Origin of the sequence: Microbacterium sp. F2 (assembly GCF_052274505.1) — a bacterium.
In the GTDB taxonomy this organism is placed as follows: domain Bacteria; phylum Actinomycetota; class Actinomycetes; order Actinomycetales; family Microbacteriaceae; genus Microbacterium.
The window spans coordinates 173,407-198,595 of record NZ_JBNVBV010000006.1 but is presented as its reverse complement, the minus strand read 5'-3'; the positions used below and the strand labels follow the sequence as shown (position 1 = coordinate 198,595).

At 68.3% G+C, this 25,189-nt stretch carries 19 protein-coding genes; 13 read left to right on the top strand and 6 right to left on the bottom strand.

Features of this window, described 5'->3' with window-relative positions:
• Positions 1–173: 173 nt before the first annotated feature.
• Together ACQVDU_RS12130 and ACQVDU_RS12125 are read right to left on the bottom strand one after the other, a co-directional pair.
• Positions 174–878 carry a response regulator gene (locus ACQVDU_RS12130; protein WP_443477264.1) on the bottom strand — a complete coding sequence of 235 codons (705 nt, stop codon included), beginning with the start codon at positions 876–878 and terminating at the stop codon, positions 174–176.
• Entirely contained in the window at positions 875–2,257 is a 1,383-nt protein-coding gene (locus ACQVDU_RS12125; protein WP_443477263.1) for a sensor histidine kinase, read from the bottom strand. Before ACQVDU_RS12125 ends, ACQVDU_RS12130 begins: the two co-directional genes overlap by 4 nt.
• Before the next feature lie 342 nt (positions 2,258–2,599).
• Here ACQVDU_RS12125 and pstC point away from each other — a divergent pair, with 342 nt between their 5' ends.
• From pstC to ACQVDU_RS12090, 7 genes are all read left to right on the top strand, one after another.
• Complete coding sequence (pstC, locus tag ACQVDU_RS12120) at positions 2,600–3,637, top strand: phosphate ABC transporter permease subunit PstC (RefSeq protein WP_443477262.1); 1,038 nt, start codon at positions 2,600–2,602, stop codon at positions 3,635–3,637.
• A 7-nt stretch (positions 3,638–3,644) separates the two neighbouring features.
• Entirely contained in the window at positions 3,645–4,946 is a 1,302-nt protein-coding gene (pstA, locus tag ACQVDU_RS12115) for a phosphate ABC transporter permease PstA (RefSeq protein ID WP_443477261.1), read from the top strand.
• Positions 4,943–6,628 (top strand): substrate-binding domain-containing protein, encoded by a 1,686-nt coding sequence (locus ACQVDU_RS12110; protein WP_443477260.1) that lies wholly within the window; start codon positions 4,943–4,945, stop codon positions 6,626–6,628. The genes pstA and ACQVDU_RS12110 overlap by 4 nt, the downstream gene beginning before the upstream one ends.
• Positions 6,629–6,652: 24 nt before the next feature.
• Complete coding sequence (locus tag ACQVDU_RS12105) at positions 6,653–9,268, top strand: hypothetical protein (RefSeq protein ID WP_443477259.1); 2,616 nt, start codon at positions 6,653–6,655, stop codon at positions 9,266–9,268.
• 142 nt (positions 9,269–9,410) lie between these two features.
• Positions 9,411–10,640: a hypothetical protein gene (locus ACQVDU_RS12100; RefSeq protein WP_443477258.1), complete on the top strand. Its 1,230-nt coding sequence runs from the start codon at positions 9,411–9,413 to the stop codon at positions 10,638–10,640.
• Between the two features lie 132 nt (positions 10,641–10,772).
• A complete protein-coding gene (locus ACQVDU_RS12095; protein WP_443477257.1) occupies positions 10,773–12,107 on the top strand; it encodes an Ig-like domain-containing protein in 1,335 nt (444 codons plus the stop codon).
• An 86-nt stretch (positions 12,108–12,193) separates the two neighbouring features.
• Entirely contained in the window at positions 12,194–13,345 is a 1,152-nt protein-coding gene (locus tag ACQVDU_RS12090; protein ID WP_443477256.1) for a hypothetical protein, read from the top strand.
• Between the two features lie 5 nt (positions 13,346–13,350).
• Here ACQVDU_RS12090 and ACQVDU_RS12085 read toward each other — a convergent pair whose 3' ends face one another.
• Positions 13,351–14,619 carry an ATP-binding protein gene (locus tag ACQVDU_RS12085; protein ID WP_443477255.1) on the bottom strand — a complete coding sequence of 423 codons (1,269 nt, stop codon included), beginning with the start codon at positions 14,617–14,619 and terminating at the stop codon, positions 13,351–13,353.
• A gap of 86 nt (positions 14,620–14,705) precedes the next feature.
• On the opposite strand from ACQVDU_RS12085, the gene ACQVDU_RS12080 reads away from it, so the two are divergent.
• The 5 genes from ACQVDU_RS12080 to ACQVDU_RS12060 all read left to right on the top strand — a co-directional run bounded on the left by ACQVDU_RS12080 (position 14,706) and on the right by ACQVDU_RS12060 (position 20,082).
• On the top strand, positions 14,706–15,815 hold the full coding sequence (locus ACQVDU_RS12080; RefSeq protein ID WP_443477254.1) for a hypothetical protein: 1,110 nt from the start codon (positions 14,706–14,708) through the stop codon (positions 15,813–15,815).
• Entirely contained in the window at positions 15,812–16,801 is a 990-nt protein-coding gene (locus ACQVDU_RS12075; RefSeq protein WP_443477253.1) for a sortase, read from the top strand. The genes ACQVDU_RS12080 and ACQVDU_RS12075 overlap by 4 nt, the downstream gene beginning before the upstream one ends.
• A 274-nt stretch (positions 16,802–17,075) precedes the next feature.
• Positions 17,076–17,876, top strand: a complete 801-nt coding sequence (gene pstB / locus ACQVDU_RS12070; protein ID WP_292732899.1) for a phosphate ABC transporter ATP-binding protein PstB — start codon at positions 17,076–17,078, stop codon at positions 17,874–17,876.
• A 5-nt stretch (positions 17,877–17,881) separates the two neighbouring features.
• A complete protein-coding gene (locus tag ACQVDU_RS12065) occupies positions 17,882–19,585 on the top strand; it encodes a protein kinase domain-containing protein (protein ID WP_443477252.1) in 1,704 nt (567 codons plus the stop codon).
• Positions 19,586–19,593: 8 nt separating this feature from the next.
• A complete protein-coding gene (locus ACQVDU_RS12060; RefSeq protein WP_443477251.1) occupies positions 19,594–20,082 on the top strand; it encodes a hypothetical protein in 489 nt (162 codons plus the stop codon).
• Between the two features lie 150 nt (positions 20,083–20,232).
• On the opposite strand, the gene ACQVDU_RS12055 is transcribed toward ACQVDU_RS12060, so the two are convergent.
• A complete protein-coding gene (locus ACQVDU_RS12055; protein ID WP_443477270.1) occupies positions 20,233–20,685 on the bottom strand; it encodes a GNAT family N-acetyltransferase in 453 nt (150 codons plus the stop codon).
• A gap of 134 nt (positions 20,686–20,819) precedes the next feature.
• Between ACQVDU_RS12055 and ACQVDU_RS12050 the strand changes: the two genes are divergently transcribed.
• Positions 20,820–23,039, top strand: a complete 2,220-nt coding sequence (locus ACQVDU_RS12050; RefSeq protein ID WP_443477250.1) for an NADP-dependent isocitrate dehydrogenase — start codon at positions 20,820–20,822, stop codon at positions 23,037–23,039.
• Between the two features lie 168 nt (positions 23,040–23,207).
• On the opposite strand, the gene ACQVDU_RS12045 is transcribed toward ACQVDU_RS12050, so the two are convergent.
• Positions 23,208–24,128, bottom strand: coding sequence for an N-acetylglucosamine kinase (locus tag ACQVDU_RS12045; protein ID WP_443477249.1), 921 nt, complete (start codon positions 24,126–24,128; stop codon positions 23,208–23,210).
• Positions 24,125–25,099, bottom strand: a complete 975-nt coding sequence (locus ACQVDU_RS12040; protein WP_443477248.1) for an acetylxylan esterase — start codon at positions 25,097–25,099, stop codon at positions 24,125–24,127. Before ACQVDU_RS12040 ends, ACQVDU_RS12045 begins: the two co-directional genes overlap by 4 nt.
• Positions 25,100–25,189: the final 90 nt, after the last annotated feature.

Below are 25,189 nucleotides of genomic sequence, written 5' to 3'. Positions count from 1 at the left end.
GTTCGGCGTCGTGGCCAGTATGTCGAGGGAGCGACGCAACGTGCGGTGTCGTCACCGTGAATCCGAGGTGACGCACGCGCAACGCTCCCGGCGCTCTGTGGGCCTGAGTCGTGCGGAGGACACGTTCAGGCGCCTGCGCATCACCCATTCAGCCCGGCGTATCGCGGGCGTGCCTATTTTTCGGATTTCATCCGATCGGATGATGTTTCGGTCCGATCCAGGCCGTGACGCACAGCCCAAAGGGCAAGTTGCGTGCGGTCGGCGAGTTGCGTCCGCTTGAGCGCGCTGTGCAGTTGAGCCCGCACCGTGTTGATCGACACTCCGAGTCGCGCCGCGAGTGCCTCGTTGCTCGTATGCCCGCGGCTGAGCTCTCGTGCCACCGCGAGCTGCGCGGACGTGAGGATCGCGGGAGAGGCCGAGCCCATTGCGCTCTGCTCGCCGCGGCGAGTGAACTCCCGGATGACGGCGGGAGTCACGCGTGTGGAGACCAGCGCGGTCCCACTCGCGGCGGAGCGGACGGCCTCGACCAGTTGAGTGGTGTCGTGGTTTTTCACGAGGTAGCCAACAGCTCCCGAATCGAGGGCTTCGATCACGAAGCGGTCAGCCTCGTGGCTGGTCACCACCACGACGGCGACGGGACGGTCCACGCCGGGGCCTGCGAGGGCGCGCGTCGCCTCCAGTCCACCGCCCCCGGGCATGTTCAGGTCCATGAGCACGACGCTCGCTCGTTCGGACCGGGCAGCCATGACCGCATCGACGCCGTTGGATACTTCGCCGATGACAGCTATCCCGGGTGCGTGCTCCAGCCGGATGCGCACTCCCTTGCGGTACGCCCGGTTGTCGTCGGCGATCAGAACCCGGATCTGCTTGACGGTCATGCCAGGCCCATCGCGGTCGTGTGGCGGCCGACATCGGTGAGAGGGATCGTCGACTGCACACGCCACCCGCCGGCCTCGGTGGGTGCGGCGTCGAGGACGCCCCCGAGCAGCGTCACACGTTCGCGTAGCCCGGTGAGCCCCCATCCGAGGCCGACCGCGTGCGAGTCGGACGTGGCGCCGCGAGCGGGGCCGTTCTCGACCACGATCTCGAGTTCGTCAGCGGTGGCCGTGACGATCACCTCGGCGGTCGAACCGGCGGCGTGCTTTGCCACATTCGTCAGTGCCTCCTGTGCGATGCGGTACCCGGTTGTCGAGATCATTGCGGGCAGGGAGTCGAACACCCCGCTGGTGCGGAGGCTCACACGCAGGTCTCTTCGTTGCCAGAACGCGACGAGGTCTTCGATACGTCGCACGTCAGGCGTGGTGTCGGCGCGTGCTTGTCCGGTGGCGCGCAGTTCGTTGAGCGCCGAGACGAGACTGGCAGCTGCGAATCGAGCCTCCGAACGGGCCTCGGCGAGAAGCGCGAGAGCGTCGGTTTCCGACTCTTCGGCGATGAAGGCCGCCGCCTCGGTCAGGGAGAGCAGTCCGGTGATGTGTTGCGCGGCGACATCGTGCAACTCCTGTGTGATGCGGGAGCGCTCGGCCTCGCGGGCCTGTGCGAGGCGCTCCTCCTGATCGCGACGCTCGGCGGCGGCGAGGGCCCGCAGCTGCTCAACCCGGCGTGTCTGGGCGCCCCACCACAGACCTAGCACTGCCGCTGCGGCAAGGGAGGCCGCGAAGCCGACGACCTGCCCGAAGACGAAAGCGAGGATCGCTCCCGATGTCAGTCCGTACACCGAGGCCCAGCTCGCGAATGCGGCCGCGTCGGTAAGGATGAGCACCCCGAGGACGGGGAGCGTAACCGGCGCCGCGTGCCGTGACCCCAAGAGGAACAGCGAGGCCACGACCGTGAGTTGCATGGGTGCAACCCACGAGGGTGCATTGATGACGAAGACGGCCGCCACGTAGACGGCCATCGTGGCGAGTGTGGCGAGAACCGGCCATCGGGTCGCCAGGAGGATTGCGGCGGCCTGTGCGGCGAAGAGCGCCACGAGGAGAAATACGGAGAACTCGAACGGGATCGAATTCGACCAGCTGTAGTTGCCGTCGATCAGCACCGCTATCGGGTTGACCATGCCCTGGACGAGCATCGTCGCAAAGAGCACCACAGCAAGCACCCAGGTTGCCCGGCGGGACGGCAGGATTCCTTGCCACGCTCCCCCCGGTGCGTCCTCGCCCCTCGTAAAGTTCTGCAGCACAGCAACGCCACGTGCAGCTGTCGCTTCGTCTGTCACGATCCCCATTCCCGACGATTCCTCTGCCCCGGTCGGTTCGCGCACATCCTCGCACCTTTCCTGCCGCCGAGCGCTGGACCTCATCCGGATGGACGAAATCTCACGCGAATCTCGGCGCGGCCCCGCTCACCGCATCCGCCGTGGCCAACTCGCGGATTTTCGGGTCTGCGAGGCGCACTGGGCGCGATCGAGCGAATGCTATGACTGCGTGAGAATCGCGGGCAACTGATGGTTCCCGTCGTTCATCCGCTGTTCGCTTCTTTGTCGGGACGCGTTCCCCGACGCCGCGGGATCGGTCCGTCGCGCCGGGGGCGTCTCGCGACGCAGACTTTCGGCGTCCGGTCGGTGGATCTCGCCGGACGCACAGAGCCCCAGGAGCGACTCCCGATGTCACTGCCCACGCGTGTCCACGACGATGAGCTGACGACCGAACCTCCGGCGACCGTGGTCGACACTGATCGTCCGCGCTCGCTCGCGGCGCGTCGCAGCCTGTCGGACGGGTTCTTCCGTTTCGGCGCCCACGGCGGCGGCGTCATCGTGCTCGCGATCATGACCCTCGTCGGCGTCTTCCTCGCCGTCCGCGGCGCGGAGGCGATCGCGGTGGCCGGGCCGTCGTTCCTCACCACCCAGACGTGGGAACCCAACAGCGGCAACTTCGGCATCGCGGCCGTGCTGTTCGGCACGGTGGTCATCGGCCTCATTGCGATCACCGTCGCGGTTCCCCTCGCGCTGGGTACGGCAACGTACATCTCTGAGTACGCGCCCGAGGGCGTCCGCCGCTTCTTGATCGGCGTCGTCGATCTGATGGCGGCGATCCCTTCGGTGGTGTACGGACTGTGGGGCCTGTTCTGGCTGCAGAGCGCGCTCATTCCGGTCGCGGAGTGGATCAGCACCTACTTCGGCTGGATTCCGATCTTCGCGGTGTCGAGTTTCAATCCCGACGATCCGCTTGCCACCCCGACGGTGTTCACCGCATCGGCGTTCCTCGCGGGGTTGGTGGTGTCGATGATGGTGGCCCCGATTGCGGCCTCGATCATGCGGGAGGTCTTCTCACAGGCGCCCGTCGGCGAGCGCGAGGGCGCGTATGCGCTGGGCTCGTCGAAGTGGGGCATGATCCGCTCCGTCGTCTACCCGTTCGGCATGGGTGGCATCATCGGCGGCACGATGCTCGGACTCGGGCGGGCGCTGGGCGAGACGATCGCGGTGTATCTCGTCATCTCCCCGGTCTTCGTCATCAACTGGGAAGTCCTCTCGACCGGCACCAACTCGATCAGCTCGCTCATCGCCTTGCGCTACGGCGAGGCGTCGTCGTTCGAGATCTCCGCGCTGATGGCGGCGGGACTCGTGCTGTTCCTCATCACCATGCTCGTGAACTTCCTCGCGGGTTTCATCATTCAGCGCACCCGTTCGGGTGCGGCGAGCTAGGACGACCGTGACAATCACTCCTACACCGACCGTGAGCCCGGAGCGGAAGCACCGACGCGCGCAGCTTGCGGGCAGGGTTTCCCGAACGCATCTTCCCGGGCGCGACGGTCGCATTCACGTCTCCCGCCCCGAGACGCGTCGAGAGCTCTCGTCGGTGCGCCGCGAAGACGTCCTGCGGATCATCGGCGCGGCCGCGGCAGCCATCGCACTCACGTCGTGGCTGTTCACCCAGGTGCTTCCGTTCGAGGGTGCCCTCCCATTCGTGCTCGTCTCTTACCTGCTCTTCCTCGGCTTCTTCGTCGTCTTGATCAGCTTCGACGACAATCGGGTCACGATCCTCGACCGCGTCTGGGCGGTCGTCATCCACTCCGCCGCGGTCGTGCTGCTGCTCGCGCTCACCGTCGTCGTCGTCTTCACGGTGTTCCGGGGCTCGGCCGCGTTCTTGCACTGGAACTTCTGGGTGCAGGATCTCTCGCTGGGAGGCCCCCTCGACCCGCTGACCGTCGGTGGGGTTGCTCACGCGATCATCGGAACCCTGATCATGATCTCGATCGCGCTGGCCATCGCGATTCCGCTGGGTGTGCTGTGCGCCATCTTCCTGGCCGAGTTCCCGTCGCCGTTCGCCAGGCTGGTGCGCACGGTGACCGAGGCGATGACGGCGTTGCCCTCGATCATCTGCGGCCTGTTCATCTACGCGACCTACATCCTGCTCTTCGGCCTCGAGAAGTCCGGATTCGCGGCGGCACTCGCGGTGACGATCATGATTCTGCCGATCATCATCCGCTCCGCCGACGTCGTTCTTCGCCTCGTTCCTGCAACGCTCAAGGAGGCCTCCTACGCGATGGGGGCCAGCCAGTGGCGCACAATCTGGCACGTGGTGCTGCCGACGTCGAAGTCGGGGCTGATGACGGCGATCGTGCTGGGGACCGCACGAGGAATCGGAGAGACGAGCCCGGTTCTGCTGACTGCCGGTTACACGACGTTCTTCAACCTCAACCCGTTCTCGGGGCCGATGGTGTCGCTGCCGTTCGCAACGTTCACCCTGGTCAAGAGCCCCGAACCGAACCAGATCGCACGCGGTTTCGGCGCCGCCGCGGTGCTCATGGCGCTGGTATTCACCCTGTTCCTGCTCGCACGCCTCATCGGCGGCCGGGGACCGGGGGTTCTCTCGTCGCGCGCGGCATCACGTGCACGGGCCGCGTCTGTGCGCGACGCGGCTCGGTTCTCGCGTCGCCAGGCCCCGACGATGCTCGCGGCAGACGCTGCCACCAGTCCGTCCAGAATCACGTCCGAGGGAGGCCGGTCATGAGCGCCCTCGCCGTCGCACCTCGTCGCTGGGCGGCGCGGGCCGCCGTGGCCATGCTGGGCGTGCTGCTCATGGTGGCTGGGGGGCTCCAGCTCGCGTCGTCGGCGCACGCCGCGGGGAGCACCCATGTGCCGATCAAGGGCACGGGCTCGACGTGGTCGGGCAACATGATCGCGCAGTGGGTCAGCAACGTCTACGGCAACTTCGGCTGGGTGGTCAACTACACCGGCACCGGATCCACCACGGGGCGCAACGATTTCGCGACCGGGCAAACGCAGTTCGGCGGCACCGACATCCCTTATGGGATCTCCAACTCGAACGAGATCGAGAACCTCCCCAACCGGTCGTTCGCGTACATGCCGATCGTGGCCGGTGGCACGTCGTTCATGTACAACCTCGAGATCGGCGGCAATCGCGTCACCAACCTGCGCCTGTCGGGTGACTCGATCGCGAAGATCTTCACGGGTGCCATCACGGTGTGGAACGACGCCCAGCTGCAGGGCGAGAACCCCGGGCTGGCGCTGCCGGCGCTGCCGATCGTTCCCGTCGTGCGCTCCGACGGCGCCGGTGAGACAGCGCAGTTCTCGATCTGGATGCGGCAGGAGCACACGGCGGTCTGGGACGCCTACTGCGACAAGGTGGGAAGGCCGTACGTCAACGGCCACTGCGGTGTGACCAGCAACTATCCGGTCGTGCCCGGTTCGGGCTTCATCGCCAAGGCGGGGTCAGACGGCGCTGCGGGTTATGTCGCTCAGGATGCCGCGGTCGGCGCGATCACGATGGTGCAGTACTCCTACGCCCTGAACCTGAAGTTCCCGGTAGCGAAGCTCTTGAACGCCGCCGGCTACTACACCGAGCCGACGGCCCAGAACGTCGCCGTCGCGCTGCTGAGCGCGAACATCAACCAAGACAAGTCCTCGATCGACTACCTCACCCAGGACTTGAGCGGCGTGTACACGAGCAGCGATCCGCGCGTCTACCCGCTCTCGAGCTACAGCTACGTCATCTTGCCGGTGAACCCCGACCCGGGAAGCGCGAAACAGGCGAACATCACCGATGACCAGGGCTACACGCTCGCCGATTTCTCGGCGTATTTCCTGTGCGAGGGACAGCAGCAGGCTGACGTGCTCGGATACTCGCCACTGCCGATCAACCTGGTGCTGGCGGGCCAAGACCAGATCCGCAGGATCCCGGGCGGTAACCCGCAGATCAAGGGCATCACGGACTGCAACAACCCCACGTTCGACCCGACCGACTCGAGCCCGCAGTCGAACAAGCTCGCCAAGACAGCCCCCTACCCGCCCGAGTGTGACAAGGCGGGGCCGCAGCAGTGCGCGACGGGAACCGGTGGCGCGAAAGACCAGCCCACGGCAACGTCGGGCGGCAGCGGTGGCGGTGGCGGTGCGGGAGGCGCCGGCACAGCTGCGGGCGGCGGCTCTGATGCGGCGAGCGCGAGCGCGCTCGAGGCAGCCGCGGGCGGCAGCGGTGCGATCGTCGCTGACGCCGCACCCGTGCTGGTGAACGCGACACCCCAGACGATTCCGGTCGCCCAGCTCGGCCTGCTCGCGCCCCTGGCCGTCCTGGCCGCTGGGGCCGGGCTCCTCCTCGCGGCAGTGCTACCGCCCCTCCTCGGGCGACGCCGACGCACCCCTCACCCGATCCTCACCCGCGGCTCCCCGCGGTGACCCCCCGGAAAGGCACACCACACGATGCGCATCCGATCCTCACGCCCCGCCCTCGTCGGCGTCGCGCTCGCGGTCAGCGTTGCCGCGCTGGTGGCGGCGGTGGCCCCCGCTGCGGCTGGCGCGACCGGAGACGAGGCCGACTCGTCGGTCACCGTGAAGTGGGCGGGTGGCAACGATCGCGCGATCCAGCAGTATCAGCCCGATCACGCCGCGATGACCAGCGACGGGCAGGGTGGTGACGCCGGCTCGGGGCACTGGGACGACTTCAAGAACCTCTCGGTCACCGTCTCGAAGACCAAGAACCTCGGTTCTGAAGCCATTCTGGTGACGGCAGACGGCGGCAAACCGACAACGAGGCTCAATGGCACCGAGGGGGCGATCAGCTACCTGCAGATGTTCCAGTGCTGGGGGTATCCGGGCTCCGCCGACTTCGCGAAGACCTGTCAGTGGGGTGGCTACTCGACGTACGAAACCGGCGGGACCCCCCAACAGTCGGTGCTGCAGATCATCGGGGATGGGTATTTCAATCTCACGCGCGGGGGGCTTCGCTTCCTCACCGTGACTGGTCGCGAGAACGAGGACAAGATCCCCCCGAAAGGGGCGGGGGACAGGAACCAAGGCCTCGCTGATTTCTTCGACGCGAGCAGTTCCAACGAGCGCATCATCGTCCCGTTCGGCGGTGACGGGCGGGCGCGCACGGCGTTCGTGACGCAAACCGCGATCGACCAGCCCTACCTCGGGTGCGGTGACCCGCAAGCGGCCGGTGAACGATGCTGGCTCGTCATCGTGCCGCGCGGCACGCACTCCGGGACCCGCCAGGGAGCGACGACCGTCTGTAGCGGCTCGACGTCAGTACAAAACAACAACTACGGCGACGTGAATCAGTACCTCCAGCTCGGATCGCCGATCGACCCGAACTGCTCGATGTGGGATGACCGCATCGTCGTGCCCCTCGACTTCGACAACCCGTACCGCACGTGCGCGGCGGGAACCGCCGAGCGTCGCCTGGTCGGCAGCGAGTTCATCGCCGACGCGATCGCGTCGTGGCAGTCCACCCTGTGCGACGGGGCCGACGGTGCAGCCTTCTCGCTCATCACCAACAGTGGTGACCTGGCCCGGTCACAGCTGTTGCAGCGTCAGGCGGGTGGGGTCGTTGTCGTGGATCCGCTGACCCCCGAGACGATCGGAACCGCCGACCCCACTCTCTTGGCCGATGCGGATATCCGTTACGCGCCGATCGCGAACACCGCGGTGACGATCGGCTATCTCGCCGAAACGAAGGATGGCACGCAGTTCCCGACGCTCCGCCTGACCCCTCGACTGATCGCCAAGCTGCTCACTCAGTCCTTCGGAAACGCGGTACCGAAGGGTGACGGGGGAAGCTATCCGCCGGTCGGCGACTCACGCGCCACGCTGCGGCACGAGACTGTCGTCGCGGACGAGGAGTGGGCGGCGCTCGGCAACCCGACGGACCTCCAGCAAGCGGTCGTCCAGGACCCGTGGGTCGTCACGGGTCCGGCGGGCGATGACGGGGTCCGGGCGCTCTGGCGCTATGTGCTCGCCGACGCCGATGCGCGCGCGTACCTCGCCGGCGAGCCCGACCCGTGGGGCAACACGGTCAACCCCTACTACCTGCCCCGGGGCGCGCCGGGCGTCGCGGGTCCGGGTATCGATCTGCTCACCGCCCCGATCGACACCTTCCCGAAGGTCGACCTGTCGGTGGCCCCCGATGATGCGACCGCGCTGTCGAATCTCCGGGGCATGCAGATCGACTCGCTCAGTTACAACCCGTACTCCCTCACGCTCAAGGCGAACGCGAACCGGATCGTCAACGCCGATCAACGGTTGACCAACGTGTGGGATCCGCAGAAGTTCTCGGGCACCAACGTCGGGTTCTTCGTGCCGCAGCTGCCGAGGCCTCCAGCGGGCGGGCAGGGGCGCCTCATCCTCGGGCCGACCGCGGCGAGTGGGGCGGACCGCTACCAGCTCGCGACCGCCGAGCTCGCGCTGCCCCTCGATAACGCGACTGACCGCTCCACGGTGGCCTCGGCGCGGGAGTTCGTACCCGCCACCGAGACAGCCGTCGCCCGGGCCGTTGCGGCGCAGACAGTGGGCGCGGCGAACGTGCCGCAGGTCGACCCAGCCGAGGTCCCGTCAGGCGCGTACCCGCTCGCGCTGACCGTCTACGGCGCGTTCGATGTGACCGCCGGCGTCGGCGACCAAGCTGCACGCGAGGACTACGCCACCTTCATCGACTACGCCGGGGGCGCGGGAAATGTCCCCGGCGAAGCGGGAGGGCTACCCGCGGGGTACGTTCCCCTCACCTCTGGCCAGGTGGCGCTCGGTGCGAGCGTTGCTGCCGAGTTGCGCGACCCGACGCTGCCCTCTCCGCAGACTGCCGGAGGCGCCAGCGCACCACCGGCAGCGACCTCTCCAGGATCGTCCGCGGCAGCGGGAGGGAGCGCCGTCGGGGCGGCAACTGCGGCGACCGCGACCACGATCTCGACTGCCGACGCATCCTCGGTCGCGGCAACCGCCGAGGCCGCGCCGCCGGCGCAGGGTGCCGTGGGCGGCGCCCTCGCTGCGGGACTGGTGGGAGCGATCGCCGCGCCGTTCCTCCTGCGGCGGCGGCCCACATGACCCCCAGATTCGCCTCGGCCCACCGCCGAGGCGTCACAGACCCTCGTTCATCCGAACGAAAAAGCCCCCGACGGAGCTGCAACTCCGTCGGGGGCCGGAAACCCGGGTTAGCGCATCACAAGAAAGTAGCAAGGAACTCACCATGAACAAAATCACGAAGTCGGGCATCGCGGCAGCTGTCGCGTTCGGTGCGGCGGCGGCGTTGCTGGTGGCTCCGGCCGCTCAGGCCGACCCCCGCGACCCGTCGTCCGGCACCTACACGCTGAACCGTGCGCTCAACGGCACCGGATCGGACACGACTCAGGATGTCGTCAACGGTCTGGCGGCAGTGGTCGTGGACGCGAACGACGATCTGCTGATTGGCTCGTGGGACGCCACGATCCCGGCCGGTCAGGGGAGCTTCATCGTCACCCACACCGGCGGCACGTCGATCCCTCGTCCGAACGGCTCGACCGAGGGCTACAACGCGCTCAAGGCGGCGATCAACAACCAGTCGCTGACCAACCCGCGCGGCACCTCGTCGGCAAACCTCGATGACACCGACCTGCAGTTCGCGCGTTCGTCGAGCGGACCGCGTGTGCCGTCGTCGACCGGCGTGCTGTCGTACGTGCCGTTGGCGGTGGATGCGGTCACCTACGCGGTGCACGAAGACAACACCACGCTGCCCCGCGACCTGACGCTGGCCGACCTGCAGGCGATTTACCACGCCAGCAACGGCGCGTCGGTGACGTTGAGCAACAGCCAGACCTACACGGTCGGTCTGCCCGGTACCGGTGCTGACATCGTGCCGTTCCGCCCGCAGGCCGGGTCGGGTACGCGCTCGTTCTGGGACAGCACCATCGGTGGCACCATCGGTTCGGCGGTCTCCGACTCCTACACCTCCGGCGGCGTGACCGTCAGCGTGCAGGAGCACGACGGCAAGGTGCTCGAGGATGTCCCGAACGCGATCGTGCCGTTCTCGATCGCGCAGTACATCGCCCAGACGAAGGTCGCTGCGAACCCGTCGTACTACAGCGGGACGTACGCCGGTGTCACGGTGACTGAGCGTCGTCACGGCGCGGAGCTGGCCGAGATCAACGGTGTTGCGCCGATCAGCTCGGGTGTGCTGAACACCGCGTTCCCGGTCAAGCGCCCGGTGTTCAACATCATCGAGCACGCGGCGATCTCGACCAACAGCGACCTGGCGTTCGCGTTCGTCGACGACCCGGCGACCACGACCGTGGTCGAGGGTGCGGTGTACTCCGCGACCCGCCCGGGCACCTCGACCCTGGTGATCGAAGACTTCGGCTTCGGTTCGCTGGGCACCTCGGGCGTGACCATCGGCACCACCCTCTACAAGGCCGGTGACGCCGAGAACCACCGCTCCAACTAACACCCCAGCGGGTGGGTGGGGTGCGAACGCCGCACCCCACCCACCCGCCTCACCGCGGCGCGAAGCCCCAACAGACCTTTCCTCCTCCTACCCGAATCCGCCGGGAAAGTCCCGGCACGAAAGGACACTCGCATGACCCGTTTCACCCGTGCGCGCCGCGCCCTCGTCGCGAGCGGCACCGCACTGCTTCTCGCGGCAGCCAGCTTCGCCGCCGCAGCGCCCGCCAGCGCCACCGAGGTGTTGGAGCCGCTCAAACCCGAGAACCGCATCGGCGACCTGACGGTGACCGCACCCGCCACGCGAACCCTCACAAACTCCGGCGACCCAACTGCTCTTACCGCGACGACCGGGTGCCCGGAACACTTCCGCGCATCCTCGCGAACCTTCCTGGTGTGGTCGGACGGCACGCACGACGACTACTTCCCCGCATACCCGCGCAGCACCACCATCGCCGGCTACGGGTTGGACGGCACTCCACTGAATCTCACCGGCAGCTACGCGGCGCGGTTCAGCGACTTCACAACTCTCAATCTGTTCAGAGACGGCACGGCGGACCTGGTCGTGACCTGCGACCCCGGCGACACCCTGACGACGAACCTGCCCATCCTGTCGAGCCTCCCGATCGGGGACGCGAAGTACTTCTCGGTGAAGCTCAACATCGATAAGACCAACAACACGTGGAGAGTCGCCGACACGCGCAGCGCCACGACGACCGGCCTCGTGTCTTCGGCTGTCACCCAGACCGGTGTCACCCTCACCGCGACGGTCGCGCCGAGCGAGGCGACCGGTACCGTGCAGTTCAAGCAGGCGGGCACCGCGATCGGTGACCCGGTCACGGTCTCGGGCGGCATCGCGAGCTACGCGGTGTCGGGATTGACGGCGGGCACCAGTTACGCGTTCACCGCGGAGTACTCCGGTGACACCACCCACACCGCCTCCTCCGGCTCGGTGGATGTCACGACCGAGGCGATCCCGGTGCAAGACACCGCGACCCCGACGGTCGGGGTCACGGTCCCCACCGCTACCACGCCGACCCCGACGGGTCTGAAGATGAGCGCCAAGCCGTCGGCCGTCACCCTCACCGGCCCCACGACCCGCACCGCGGGCGAGGTGTGGATCGCCACCGGTGAGCTCGGAACCGTCACCGTGAACGATGACCGCCAGAGCGCCGGTACCCCGTGGACCCTCAACGGCCGTATCAGCAAGCTCACCAGCGGCTCGAACGAGATCGCAGCCAGCAACGTCGGGTGGAAGCCCGCGAAGGTGGGCGACGGTAACGGCACGGCGGGCGCTGAGGTCGCTGCGAGCGTCGGCGGCGGCCTGGGCTCTGACAAGCCGCTGGCCACCGGAACCGGGTCGGCAACGGCGAACGTCACCACCTCGGTCGGAGCGACCATCACGCTCAACACCCCGGCCGACGCCCCTGCCGGCGACTACACCGCAACCCTCACCCTGACGCTCATCTGAGCATCCCTCACTGGGTGGCCCGTCGTGCTCGGGGGCGCGACGGGCCACCCTCTCATGCCCCCGAACCCCGACCACACCGGAGACCGATGAATCCCCGCGTCCGCCCCACCCGCGCCGCCATCGCCCTGCTCGCAGCCACCGCCGTTGCCTTCGCGACCGCTGTCGCTGCCGTGACACCCGCGACCGCCGACGACGGTGACATCACGTGGGGCATCCAGCCGTCCACGCCGACCGGTCCCGACGGTCGCACAGCCTTCACCTACCAGGTCGCGCCCGGCACGACCATCACCGACTGGGTCGGCGTCGTCAACGACTCGGCCGTGCCCGCCACGTTCCGCGTCTACGCCGCCGACGCCGTCACCGACTACGACACCGCCGCGTTCACCCTCATCGGCTCCGACGAGGGATCCGCTGACCTCGGCGCCTGGACCGCCGTCAACGGCGCCGCCGCGACCTGCCCCGACACCAACGACGAGGCCGAAGCCGCCTGCGCCGCAGGTCTCGGCGTTTCGGTGACCGTCGATCCCGGAACCACCCAGAACATCCCCTTCACGATCGTCGTGCCCCAGGATGCCACCCCCGGCGACCACGCCGCCGGCATCGTCGCCTCGTACACGACAGACGGGGCGGGAGAGGGCACGAGCGTGCGGCAAGAGAACCGCGTCGGCACGCGCATCTACCTGCGCGTCGACGGGCCGCTCACCCCGGGCCTCGGGGTCACCGGCGCGGTCGCCGGCTACGACGGGACGGTGAACCCGATCGGCGCCGGCACCGGCTTCGCGGGCTTCGACCTGAACAACACCGGCAACACACGTCTGTCGGCCCAGCCGAGCATCCATTTCACCGGGCCCTTCGGCATCGACTTCGGCACCCTTACCCTCGAACCGGTGCGCAACATCATGCCCGGCGGCACCGCCCACGTCACGGGACTGCACGAAGGCGTGCTGCCGCTGCTGCTGCTGTTCGCCGACATCACCGTCACCCCGCTCGCGGGCGACACCCTCGCCGACACCGACCCACTGCCCGCGGCGGCATCGAGTTCGGCGATCACCTGGGCGATCCCGTGGATGCTGCTGCTCATCCTCGCCGTCATCGCGGGCGTCATCGTGCTGATCGTCGTGCTGCGCCGCCGCTCCCGCCAGCGGCTCGCCGAGGACCTCGCCGCCTACGCCGACCAGATCCGCGCCGAGGCCCGCGACGAGACCGAAGCGCGCGACCAGAGCGAGCCCGTCCGATGAGGGTGTTACGGCCCGAGCAGGGCGAGTGGGACGACGCCGATGCCATCGCGACGCCGGTACGCCGCTGGCCCGGTCGTGACAACCAGTGCGTCGGCAAGGCGATCTCCGAGCCGGTCTCTGAGCCACACCAGATGGCGCACATCACGATCATCCACCGACGCCGCCAGCTTCACCTCGATGGCGACGACGCGGCCACGGCTCTCGAGCACGAGATCCACTTCGTGCGCGCCATCCTGAGTGCGCAGGTGAAAAAGCCGAGCGTCCGCCGCTTGCGCGTAGGTCTGGGCGCTGAGGGTCACGAGCCCCTCGAAAAGGCGACCCAGCGCAGCACCGTGTTGGGGGCCGATCATCGCGCGCTCTCGCACCTCGAGCAGGGCGGCCTCGTCGAGGTCCATCAGCCGTGCGGCGAGAGCGGGATCGGCGAGGTGATGCTTCGGTGCGGAGGACAGTCGACCAAGGTCTGCGCCGAGCGGACGCCAGGCCTCCACCGGATCGAGCAGCCAGAGCTGGCTGAGCACATCACGGTAGGCAACCGTCGTCGGACGACTGGGCTTGTCGGACTCGCCGACTGTTCCTGCGTCGAGGATCGTCGTGTAACTGGCGGTGGAGCTCGTCGCCGACGCGTACGCACGCATCCACGCACGCAGCGACGCGGGGGCGCGTACACGAAAGCCCTGCTCGACCATGTCGCGTTCCACGATTCGCGCCAGGTAACCGTCGAGCGCGAGCCGTCTCGCCCGATCGGGCAGGTCACGGATTCCCGGGAACCCCGATGCCACGATCTCGCGGACGTAGTCCGGCAGTTGCCATCCGGTTTCACCCGCGATCTCGCCGGTGCCGGTGAGCAGCGCCGACAGCGAGACGGGCGGCGGGTCGCCCCTTCGCTCCGCGATCGAGAGTGGTCGCATTCGCAGACTCACGATGCGGCCTGCTCCCGAGTGGACGGGAGCGACCACCGGGGCGGCGCTGCCCGCCAGCAGGAACTGGCCCCCGCTGCGGTCGCGGTCGACGGCACGGCGTACGAGATCCCATGTCTCGGGCAGACGCTGCCACTCGTCGAGCAGGACGGGCTTGGGCGCGCGAGTGAGCAGGTCCGCGTCGGCGGCCAGTCGTTCGGCGACATCGGCTCGGTCGACCGGCAGCACCGTCGCCGCGCGCCGGCTCGCCGTCGCCGTCTTCCCTACACCCTTCGGCCCATCCAGGCTTATCGCCGCGAGGGCGGGGAACACGGCGTCGAGTTCGTCGTCGACGATTCGTCTCCGATAGGTGTCCACGCTCGCTACTTTACAGATCCCGGTGTTTCTACTTTACAAATCCCAGGTATTTCGCTTTACAGATCCCAGGAAAAGGAGGCGGTCCGATGACCCGCATCCCCTCGCTCCGGCTGCTCGCCGCCGGCGCCACCCTCGTCGTCGCGAGCCTCGCGATTCCGCTCACGCCCGCCGTTGCCGCCGAACCGACGCCCGCGCCGAGCGCCGGAGCGACCGTCAGCGTGACGGTTCCGTCCGCCACTCCGACGTCGGTGCTCCAGGCGGACGCCGTGGCCGCGATACGAGACGACGGCACTGTTCTCAGCACGACCGAAGCTCCCACGCTGACGGCCGGTGACGCGTTCGCGGTGTGCTGGGGGTTCCAGAACGGCGACGCCTTGGTCGGCACCTGGACGGGATTCCTCTCCACGTCGGTCCCTTTCAGTGCGACCACCGGTGCGACGATCGGTGACCCCGTGGAGGTCGCGGCCAGCGAGAGCCTGGGTACGTTGTGCCTGGCTGTTGTGCTTCTCGAGACGGAGGTGGGCGAGTTCACGCTCTCCGCTGTGCGTGAGAGCGCCGGGGGACAGCAACATATCGAGCCTGCTTTCCACTTCCGCACCACCGCCTCCGAACCTTCGCCGAGTGATGCGCCGTCGGGCGGTTCCGGTGGCACAACCACCACCGGCGGGACAACAGCGCGGGGCTCCGCCACTTCTCGCTCAGGCGGGTCGGCGCAGTCTGCCGCGCAGCAAGTCGCAACCGGTCCTACCGAACCGACGATCGGCAAGAGCCCCTCGACCACGGCGGAGCAGGCGAGCGTCGACAAGACCGCCTACAACGCGGGCGACACGATCACCGTCAGCTTCTCGGGGTTCACACCGAACGAGAAGGTGCAGGTCGTGATGTACTCCGACCCGGTCTTGATCGGCAACTTCCCGGCGGATGCCGCGGGCACCCTGACGCAGTCGTTCCAGCTGCCCACCGATCTGCCCGCCGGCGCGCACACCGTGCAGCTGACCGGCTGGGAATCGAAGAAGGTGGCGACCGCGAGCATCGTCGTCGCGAGTGCCGCCACCGCCGCCGCTCCTGATGTGCAGGGCGTACCGGTGTGGGCGTGGTGGATTGCGGGAGCACTCCTTGCGGTCCTCGCCGCCTTTGGCGCCTGGTGGCTCATCCGCACGATGCGCGCCCCCGCCCCCGAGGCGAGCGCCGCATGACGATCACCGAACAGGCGTCGCCCGAGGCATCCGGGATCGTGGCCCCCGTGCAGGTTGAGCCGGCGCCGCCCAAGCCGCCGAAGCCGCCGCGCAAACCCCGTCGCCCGCGGCTGCCCCCACCGCCTCGCCCGCTCGCGCCGCGCGACGGGCGGTGGTGGGCGGGAGCGATGATCCTCACGGCATCCCTGCTGCTGCTGGCTTTTGTCGCTCACGTCGCCGCGTTCTCGGCTTTTCAGCACTATCGCGCGCAGACGATCGCCTACGACGAGCTGCGTACCTCACTCGCCAAGGCTGAGACCCCCGTTGGGCAACTGGTCGACGAAGACGAAATGGTCACGCTGGGAACCCCGGTCGCCCTGCTCGACGTGCCGTCGATCGGGCTGAGCGAGGTGGTGCTCGAAGGCTCCTCGGGTGAGGTGCTGCGCTCGGGCGTCGGGCACCGCCGCGACAGCGTCATGCCCGGCCAGGCAGGGCTCTCGGTCATTCTCGGCCGCCAGACCACCTACGGCGGACCGTTCTCGCAGCTGTACCGGCTCGCTCCCGGCGACGAGATCACGATCACGACCGGTCAGGGCGTCAACACCTACCGAGTGTTCGGTCTGCGTCGCGCGGGCGACCCCATGCCGCCAGACCTCGCTGCCAACAGGGGCCGCCTCGAACTGCAGACCGCCGACGGACTGGCCCTCTTCCCCTCCGGCGTGCTGCACGTCGATGCTGAACTGGTCTCGAAGAGGCAGCAGAACCCGAGCCGGGTCATGGGCTACGCGGCTCTTCCTCCTGCCGAGCGGGCGATGGGCCAGGATCCGAGCGCCTGGTACGCAGCCTTCTTCGCGTTCGTGTTCTTCGCCGCCGCCGGGATCGGCATGTGGTGGCTGTGGACCCGCTGGGGCCGCTGGCACGCCTGGCTCGTCGGCGTTCCCGTGCTCGTCGCCCTCGGTGTCGTCACCGCCGACATCGTGATGAACGCCCTCCCGAACCTGCTTTGACGCCCTCCGACGAAAGATGACTATGACGACTGAACCGACCGCCCCCGACGACATCACCGAGGTGCACTCGTCCCTCGCCGAGTCCGCGGAGTTGACGGCTGCGCGGATGCCGATCCACGACGCGATCACGACGGATGCCGCATCCAGGAACGGCACCTCACCCGATGACACCGCGACCGCCGTCATTGCACCCGGCGAGACGCGCACCCCGCCGCCGCTTCCCGAGCCCGCGCCCGAGACTGTCGCTGACGCCGACACCGAGATCGCCGAGGCGCTGGCCGCGCCGCATCCGCCCCGCGAGCTCTCCACTCTCGAAGCCGACCAGATCTCCGCCTGGTTCGGCACCCACAAGGTGCTCGAGCGGGTCTCGCTCACGATGCCCGCAGGCCAGGTCACCGCGCTCATCGGGCCCTCCGGATGCGGGAAGTCGACGTTCCTTCGCATCCTCAACCGCATGCACGAGCTCGTGCCCTCGGCATCCCTCGCCGGCGAAGTGCGCCTGGACGGCGACGACATCTACGACCGTAACAAGAAGCTGCAGGACGCCCGCAAGCACATCGGGATGGTGTTCCAAAAGCCCAACCCGTTCCCGGCGATGTCGATCTACGACAACGTCGTGTCGGGCCTGAAGCTCACCGGCGTGCGCGTGCACCGCGACCAGAAGGACGAGATCGTCGAGCGGTCACTGACCGCCGCGGGCCTCTGGCGCGAGGTCAAGGACCGGCTGCGTCAACCGGGCGGCGGCCTGTCGGGTGGCCAGCAGCAGCGCCTGTGCATCGCGCGGTCACTCGCGGTCACCCCCAAGGTGCTCCTCATGGACGAGCCGTGCTCGGCCCTGGACCCCACCTCCACCCGCGTGATCGAAGAAACCATGATGGAGCTGCAGAAAGAGGTCACGATCGTCATCGTCACCCACAACATGCAGCAGGCCCAGCGCGTCTCGCAGCAGTGCGCGTTCTTCCTCGCCTCGCAGGGCACCCCCGGTCAGATCGTCGAATACGGCGACACCGAAGCCATGTTCTCCGAACCCCAGGACGAGCGCACCTACGACTACGTGAACGGCCGCTTCGGGTAACAGCGATGGGCGGGCACACCTCGGGAGAGCTGATCGGCGGGCGCTACGCGCTCGGCGAGCTACTCGGGGTGGGCGGCTCGGCATCCGTGTACGCCGCGCACGACCTGCAGGCTGCGGCAGGCGAACCCGAGTGGGTGGCGCTGAAAATGCTGCATCCACATCTGTGCGCCGACCACGCGCAACGGACGGCGTTCCTGCGCGAAGCCGAGCGCGCAGCGGGTTTGCACCACCGCAACCTCGTCACGGTGCGCGGGGCGGGCCTGCACGACGCTGCCGGGGTTCTGATGCCATGGATCGCGATGGACCTCGTGGCAGGTCCTACCCTGCGTGACCATGTGCTCCAGTCCGGACCGTTGAGCACGGCCCAGACCGCAGCCCTGGCGGAAGGGATTCTGTCAGGTCTCGCGGTGGCACACGCTGCCGGTCTCGTGCACCGCGACATCTCTCCGCAGAACCTGGTGTTCCCCGCCAGCGACGGCCCGGTCGACCCGGGGTCGGTGCGGCTCCTGGACTTCGGGCTCGCCGACACATCCGGTTGCACGACCGTCGGCTCCGACGTGTTGCTGGCCGCCGCGGAGGGCGGCGGGATCATCGGCAACGCCAACTACATGTCGCCCGAACAGGCCCGCGGCCTTCCCGTGAGGACCCCGAGCGATCTCTACCAGGTGGGAGCGGTTCTCTATTTCGCACTGACGGGCCGGCCCCCCTTCCCGCGTCGCACGAGCGCAGAGGTGCTCGAAGCACACGTGACGGCGCCGCCGCCAGCGCCCTCCGCGCTCGTGCCGACCGCCCGACCATTCGATCGGATCATCACCCACGCTCTCACCAAGACCCCGGCGCGCCGCTTTCGAGACGCGACGCAGTTCCGTGAAGCGGTCGAGGCAGCGCTCCTGACCCTCGAGTCCGCGCTCCCCGACCCGGATGCCTTGGCTGAGGCATCCGAGCACCCGATAAGCCCTGTTCTGGTGGCGTCCGAGCGTGCGAGCGTGACCCGCGTGCTCTCGCCCGCCCGCGGCGGGTACGGGGTGCCAGCGCCGCCGCCCGAGCCGCTCGCACCCGACCGGCCCAACACGTCGCCGGGCTTTCTCGCGGTCATCGGGGCGATCGTCGTCGTGGCGACCGGGGGGGTGTGGGCAAGTCTCGCGGGAGCGACGAGTGCTCCTCCCGAAGCCGAGCCGGTGCCGACGACCCAGGCGACACCGACCGGTGAACCGAGTCTCGTGCCCGAGCCCGTCGCCCCGCAGGCCTCGCCGTCAACCACGGTCCAGGCCGTGTCGGTGCCGCAGCTGTCGGGCCTTCTCGCCGATGCCGAGGCGGCGCTGCGTGCCGTGGGACTGACGCTCGGCGAGGTGACGCGCGTCGACTCGCCGTGGGCGGCCGAGACGGTGCTGAGACACGACCCCGCGGCGGGTCAGCTGGTCGAGCCCGGGGCGTCGGTGGCGGTCACCGTCGCCAGCGGCTACAACGCCGTCCCCGATGTCGCCGGACTCGATGTGACGGCTGGCCGCAGCCGCCTCGAGGCTGCGGGCTTCTCGGTCTCCAGCGGCGATGCGGCACCGGATGCCGTCATCGTGGCCACCCGGCCGGCATCCGGCGTCGTCGTCTCGGTGGGAACCGAGGTCGTGCTGCGCACGCAACCCCGCAGCACTGCCACACCGACGGCCACCCCGGCACAGCCTTCGCCGACACCGACGGGAGATACGCCATGAGCATTCGGATGCCCCAACCCCTCGATCTGGCCGATGAGCTCTCGGAACTGCCCCAGCGCGTCGAGGTCGTCGCGCCGTCCAGTGCGGAGTACGTCGGTCGCGTCGCGGTGCGACGTGCTGCGCTTGCTCTCACTCCGCAAGAGGAGATCGAGTTCTCGACAGCGAAGGCGATGCGCCCGCGGGCGGCGGGCCCGATGTGGAAGATCGTCTCATCAGACGGCGTGACCATCGCCCTTCGCGCGCGCGATCTGCCCGACGTGCACCAGGTGCGCCCCGATATCGCCAAACTGACTCGACGCCGAGACGAGTTGCGCTCGGTGATCGTGGAAGATGCCGAGACCGCGAGAGTGTCCTTCTGGATCCTGCGTGGTCGGAACGTTGTCATCGTCGGTGCGCGCCTGCTGCCCGAACGGCGCTCGGCCACGGTCGAACGCGACGCGCGGCGGGTCATGGGAGTCCTCGCGGGCATCCATCCCGAGCGCCCGATCGACTACTGAGCACGAGGCCGTCGCGGACCGCCGTCGCAGCGAATCGGGAGCCGTCGAAAAAGGCGACGGAGCCTCGGTGGGGGAGGGGAATCCGAGGCCCCGCCGCCAGCCGACAAGCCCCTCGGATGGGGCTGAATGCTAAGGGTGGGACTCGCCGGATCAGAGCCGGATCTCGGCGATAACCTCACCGTACTCGGTTTCTCCGACCGCTGTGAAGCCCACACGCTCGAAGAATGCCTGCGGACCCTCTTGGCCCGCACCATAGATGACGTTCACGTGATCGACGCCATGCTCGCGGGCTTCGGCGAGCAGGCTTTCGACGGCGAATCGACCGATTCCTCGTCCCTGGTCGTCGGCGTCGACGTTGATCCGCCACAGCACCGACCGGAAGTATTCCGAAGCGCTGTCGTCATCGAAATTGGCGCTGATGAACCCGACTACGTCGTCGCCGTCGAGCACGACCCGCTGCCACATGGTCTGGGGATCCACATCTCCTGCCGCCACTTCGTAGCTCTCGGGGGCGAGAAACTCTGCCTGCCCGGGCTTGAGCGACATATTGTTGACAGCTTCCACCGTGGCGGCGGACAGTTCAGCAAGTCGCAGTTCGGCCATGTCACACAGGCTAGCCGGGATGCTGCGGTTCAGCATCCCGAGACGGTTACCTCTGGGGAATTTATCTTGATATCGAGATAGTTGAGTGGGTGCGGTAGGCTCGTGCGCGGCCCCCGAGCGGAAAGATCAGGCGAGTGAGCGAATCCACGATCATCTACACGTATACCGACGAAGCCCCGGCCCTGGCCACAGCTTCCTTCCTTCCCATCGTGCAGGCGATCACGCATCAGGCCGGCGTGGATGTCGAGACGCGCGACATCTCGCTCGCGGGACGCATCCTCGCCGCTTTTCCGCAGCAGCTCACACCCGAGCAGGCTGTCGGTGATGCCCTCGCCGAGCTCGGCGGACTGGCCACCCTTCCCGAGGCCAACATCATCAAGCTGCCGAACATCTCGGCATCCATTCCGCAGCTGAAGGCTGCCATCGCTGAGCTGCAGTCGCAGGGCTACGACATCCCCGACTACCCGGACGAGCCGCAGACGATCGAGCAGAAGGACATCCGCGCGCGGTACGACCGCATCAAGGGGTCGGCTGTGAACCCCGTCCTTCGCGAGGGCAACAGTGACCGCCGGGCGCCGCTGTCGGTCAAGAACTATGCCCGCAAGCACCCGCACCGCAACAAGCCCTTCCCCGAGGGGTCGAAGACTCGGGTCGCGACGATGGGTCACGACGACTTCAAGAGCAACGAGAAGTCGTGGGTGGCAGCTCACGACGACGTGCTCTCCATCCGTCACGTCGCAACCGACGGCACGGTCACGGTGCTCAAGGAGGGGCTGAAGGTCCTCCCGCGCGAGATCATCGACGCCACATTCCTGTCGGCATCCGCCCTCGATGCCTTCCTTGCTGAGACTCTGGCGCAGGCATCTGCGGAGGATGTGCTCTATTCGGTGCACCTGAAGGCCACGATGATGAAGGTCAGCGACCCGATCATCTTCGGTCACGTCGTGAAGACGTACTTCGCCGATGTCTTCGAGCGCTACGGCGACCAGCTCGCGGCGGCGGGCCTCACGCCGAACAACGGACTCGGATCGATCCTTGCGGGGCTGCCGACGATCGAGGGCGGTGACGAGATCGCCGCGGCGATCGACGCCGACCTGGAGCGCGGCCCACGCCTGTCGTATGTGAACTCCGACAAGGGCATCACGAACCTGCACGTTCCCTCGGATGTCATCGTCGATGCATCCATGCCTGCCCTGGTCCGAAACGGCGGCAAGCTCTGGGGAGTCGACGGTGGCGAGGATGACACACTCGCCGTGATCCCGGACTCCTCCTACGCCGGCGTCTACCAGGCCGTGATCGACGACGTCATCGCAAACGGGCCGCTCGATCCCACGACGATCGGCACGGTTCCCAACGTCGGTCTCATGGCGCAGGCTGCCGAAGAGTACGGCAGCCACGACAAGACATTCGAGATCGCCGCTCCCGGCGTCGTCCAGGTGCTCGACTCGTCGGGTGAGGTGCTGCTCGAGCACGAGGTCGGCGCCGGCGACATCTGGCGCGCGACGCAGACCAAGCACATCGCCGTCATGGACTGGGTGAAGCTCGCCGTCACCCGCGCCCGGGCAACCGGGGTTCCCGCGGTGTTCTGGCTCGACGTCAACCGCTCGCACGACGCCCAGCTGATCGCGAAGGTCCACCAGGGGCTCGCGCTGCTCGACACCAAGGGCGTGCAGATCAGCATCCTCTCGCCCGAGGAAGCCACCCGCTACACGCTCGCGCGCATGCGCCACGGCCTCGACACGATCTCGGTCACCGGCAACGTGCTACGCGACTACCTCACCGACCTCTTCCCGATCCTCGAGGTGGGCACGAGCGCCAAGATGCTCTCGATCGTGCCGCTGCTCGCGGGTGGCGGGCTGTTCGAGACGGGCGCCGGCGGGTCTGCCCCCAAGCACGTGCAGCAGCTGCTGAGCGAGAACTACCTGCGCTGGGACTCGCTCGGCGAGTTCTTCGCGCTCGCGGCATCCCTCGAGCACCTCGCTGAGACGACCGGCAACGCGCGGGCGAAGGTCCTCGCCGACACGCTGGATGCCGCTACCGGCACCTTCCTGGAGAACGACAAGTCTCCGGGCCGTACGCTCGGCACCATCGACAACCGCGGCAGCCACTTCTACCTCGCCCTGTACTGGGTGCAGGAGCTGGCGAAGCAGACCGAGGATGCCGAACTCGCGGCGATCTTCGCACCGGTAGCCGAGAAGCTCACTGCCGAGGAAGCGACGATCGTCGCGGAGCTCAACGCAGCGCAGGGGTCACCGGTCGAGATCGGTGGCTACTACCGCCCGAACGGCGAACTCGTCGACGAGGTCATGCGACCCTCGGCGACCTTCAACGCCGTCATCGACGCGCTGCGCTGATCTCTTCTCGACTCGGGCCGCTTCCGCTCTGGCGGGGCGGCCCGAGTCGTATCCGGCGTGCCGAACGCAGGATGAATCCGGGTGCGGGTGCGCTCCGCCGGGGCTTGTCCCGCGTTTTCCTGCAGTCGGCTCGCGTGGGCTGGCCGCCGCGGGGGAGCGGGTCCGGCGCTAGGCGCGGGCCGACCAGGTGAGGGGCGCGAGCGGGTGATTGGCGGGGAGGTCGATGAGAGCCTCGACGCCGTCGATACCGATACCGGCGGGCTCGACGACCCGGGCATCCGGCCGCTCCCTCACCAGCGCCCGCGTGAACTCGTCGCGGAGGGCCTCGGACCGGAACACCCCGCCGATCGCGCACACAGCGGGCTCCGCATCGACGCGACGCAGCGCGGTCAGCGCACTCTCTGCGAGCAGATCGCCGGCGCGGCTCAGGATGTCGAGCGCCACGGCGTCGCCGTCGGCTCCAGCCCGTGCGACCTCGGCCGCGAAGGATGCGACGATGCTCACCCGGGCAGGGTTCGCCTGCAGGTGGATGTAGGCCTGTTCGAGATCCGGCCAGCGATCCCGGACCACATCCGTGAGCGTGGTCGCGGCACCCCGGCCGTCGTGGTCGCGCATCGCGGCGACGAGCGCCTCACGCCCGAGCCAGAAGCCGCTGCCGGCGTCGCCCATGAGGTAGCCCCAGCCGTCGACGCGTGCGGCGCCGCCAGGGCCGACTCCTAGAGTCACGACACCCGTTCCGGCTGCCACAACGGCACCGTGGGCGATGCCGCGGGCGCCGAGGTACGACGTTGTCGCATCGTGAGCGATGACCGCGTGTGCAGCGCCCGCGCTGCGAACGAGCGCGCCGACGGCATCCGGGGTCGTCTCGACGTCAGTGAGCCCGGATATACCCGCGGCGAGGTGACGGATGTCGAGGTCGAACTCGTCGGCAATCTGTCGTGCTGCCAGACCGATCTGCGGGAGCACCGGCTGGTCGGTACGAACGCCGGGGAGAAGGGCCTCGCCGACCGAGGCGTCAGTGCGCACGCGCACCTTCATGCCGGTCTGGCCGGCGTCGATCGCGACGACGGCTGCGGTTCGAGCGCTCACTGGATGCCCAGTTCCGCGAGGAATGCCGCCTGCTGCGTCCACTGGTGCGCGCCGCCGCCCTCGTGGTCGTTGAACTCGTAGGCCACGATGCGCTTGGACGGGCCGGCGTAGTTGTTGAACGCGGCATACACGGTCGAGGGTGGGCAGGTGAAGTCCATGAGGGCTACCGAGAACAGGCCCGGCGCGCTTGCCCGGCGGGCCATCGACACGCCGTCGAAGTAGCTCAGCGTTCTGAAGGTGCGTTCGCGTGCGTCACGGTGCACGCCGAGGTAGCGAACGAGCTCCTGGTACGGGTCGCGGTCGGTGAGGCCGACTGCGCGCGAGAAGTGGCAGAGGAACGGCACGTCGGGCATCACGGCGACGAGCCCTTCCGACAAGGCGCCGGCAGCGAGTGCGATGCCGCCGCCTTGGCTACCGCCGGTGACGGCGATCCGGTCCGGGTCGATCTGAGGGAGCGTCCGGAGCGCATCGACGGCGCGGACCGCATCCGTGAAAACCCGGCGGTAGTAGTAGTCGGCGGGGTCATCGATTCCTCGGGTCATGTAGCCGTTGGTGGCGGCGCCGGTGCCGTGGGGATCGGGAGTCTGCCCGCCCGAGCCCCACGTGGAGCCCTGGCCGCGGGTATCCATGATCAGGTGTGCGTAGCCGGCCGCCGACCAGGCGAGGCGTTCGGAGGGCAGGCCACGCCCGCCGCCGTATCCGACGAACTCGATGATCGCTGGCAGTGGCTCGGCGGCGCCTGCAGGCAGAAGCAGCCAAGCCTTGACCGGGTCGCCCGTGAATCCCGGGAACGTGACGTCGAAGACGGAGACGGCGCGCAGTGGCGAGTCGACCTGTGTGACCCGCGGATCCCAGCCCGCTCGGCGGGACTCGTCGAGAGTCGCGGCCCAGAACGTGTCGAAGTCCGCCGGCTCGGCGATCTCTGGGAGGTAGACCTCGAGGTCAGCAGGGGAGAGGTCGAAATAGGGCACGCGGGTTCCTTTCCTCGGGCGCGACAGCGCCCATCGCATGCTACGGCTCTTGCCGCGCCGAGGTGGGCGGGATGGCCCAGGGGAAATGCT

Coding starts and splice junctions, on each gene's coding strand:
- ACQVDU_RS12130 (WP_443477264.1), bottom strand. CDS start 878: ATGACCGTCAAGCAGATCCGGGTTCTGATCGCCGACGACAACCGGGCG.
- pstC (WP_443477262.1), top strand. CDS start 2,600: ATGTCACTGCCCACGCGTGTCCACGACGATGAGCTGACGACCGAACCT.
- ACQVDU_RS12110 (WP_443477260.1), top strand. CDS start 4,943: ATGAGCGCCCTCGCCGTCGCACCTCGTCGCTGGGCGGCGCGGGCCGCC.
- ACQVDU_RS12105 (WP_443477259.1), top strand. CDS start 6,653: ATGCGCATCCGATCCTCACGCCCCGCCCTCGTCGGCGTCGCGCTCGCG.
- ACQVDU_RS12100 (WP_443477258.1), top strand. CDS start 9,411: ATGAACAAAATCACGAAGTCGGGCATCGCGGCAGCTGTCGCGTTCGGT.
- ACQVDU_RS12095 (WP_443477257.1), top strand. CDS start 10,773: ATGACCCGTTTCACCCGTGCGCGCCGCGCCCTCGTCGCGAGCGGCACC.
- ACQVDU_RS12090 (WP_443477256.1), top strand. CDS start 12,194: ATGAATCCCCGCGTCCGCCCCACCCGCGCCGCCATCGCCCTGCTCGCA.
- ACQVDU_RS12080 (WP_443477254.1), top strand. CDS start 14,706: ATGACCCGCATCCCCTCGCTCCGGCTGCTCGCCGCCGGCGCCACCCTC.
- ACQVDU_RS12075 (WP_443477253.1), top strand. CDS start 15,812: ATGACGATCACCGAACAGGCGTCGCCCGAGGCATCCGGGATCGTGGCC.
- ACQVDU_RS12065 (WP_443477252.1), top strand. CDS start 17,882: ATGGGCGGGCACACCTCGGGAGAGCTGATCGGCGGGCGCTACGCGCTC.
- ACQVDU_RS12060 (WP_443477251.1), top strand. CDS start 19,594: ATGCCCCAACCCCTCGATCTGGCCGATGAGCTCTCGGAACTGCCCCAG.
- ACQVDU_RS12055 (WP_443477270.1), bottom strand. CDS start 20,685: ATGGCCGAACTGCGACTTGCTGAACTGTCCGCCGCCACGGTGGAAGCT.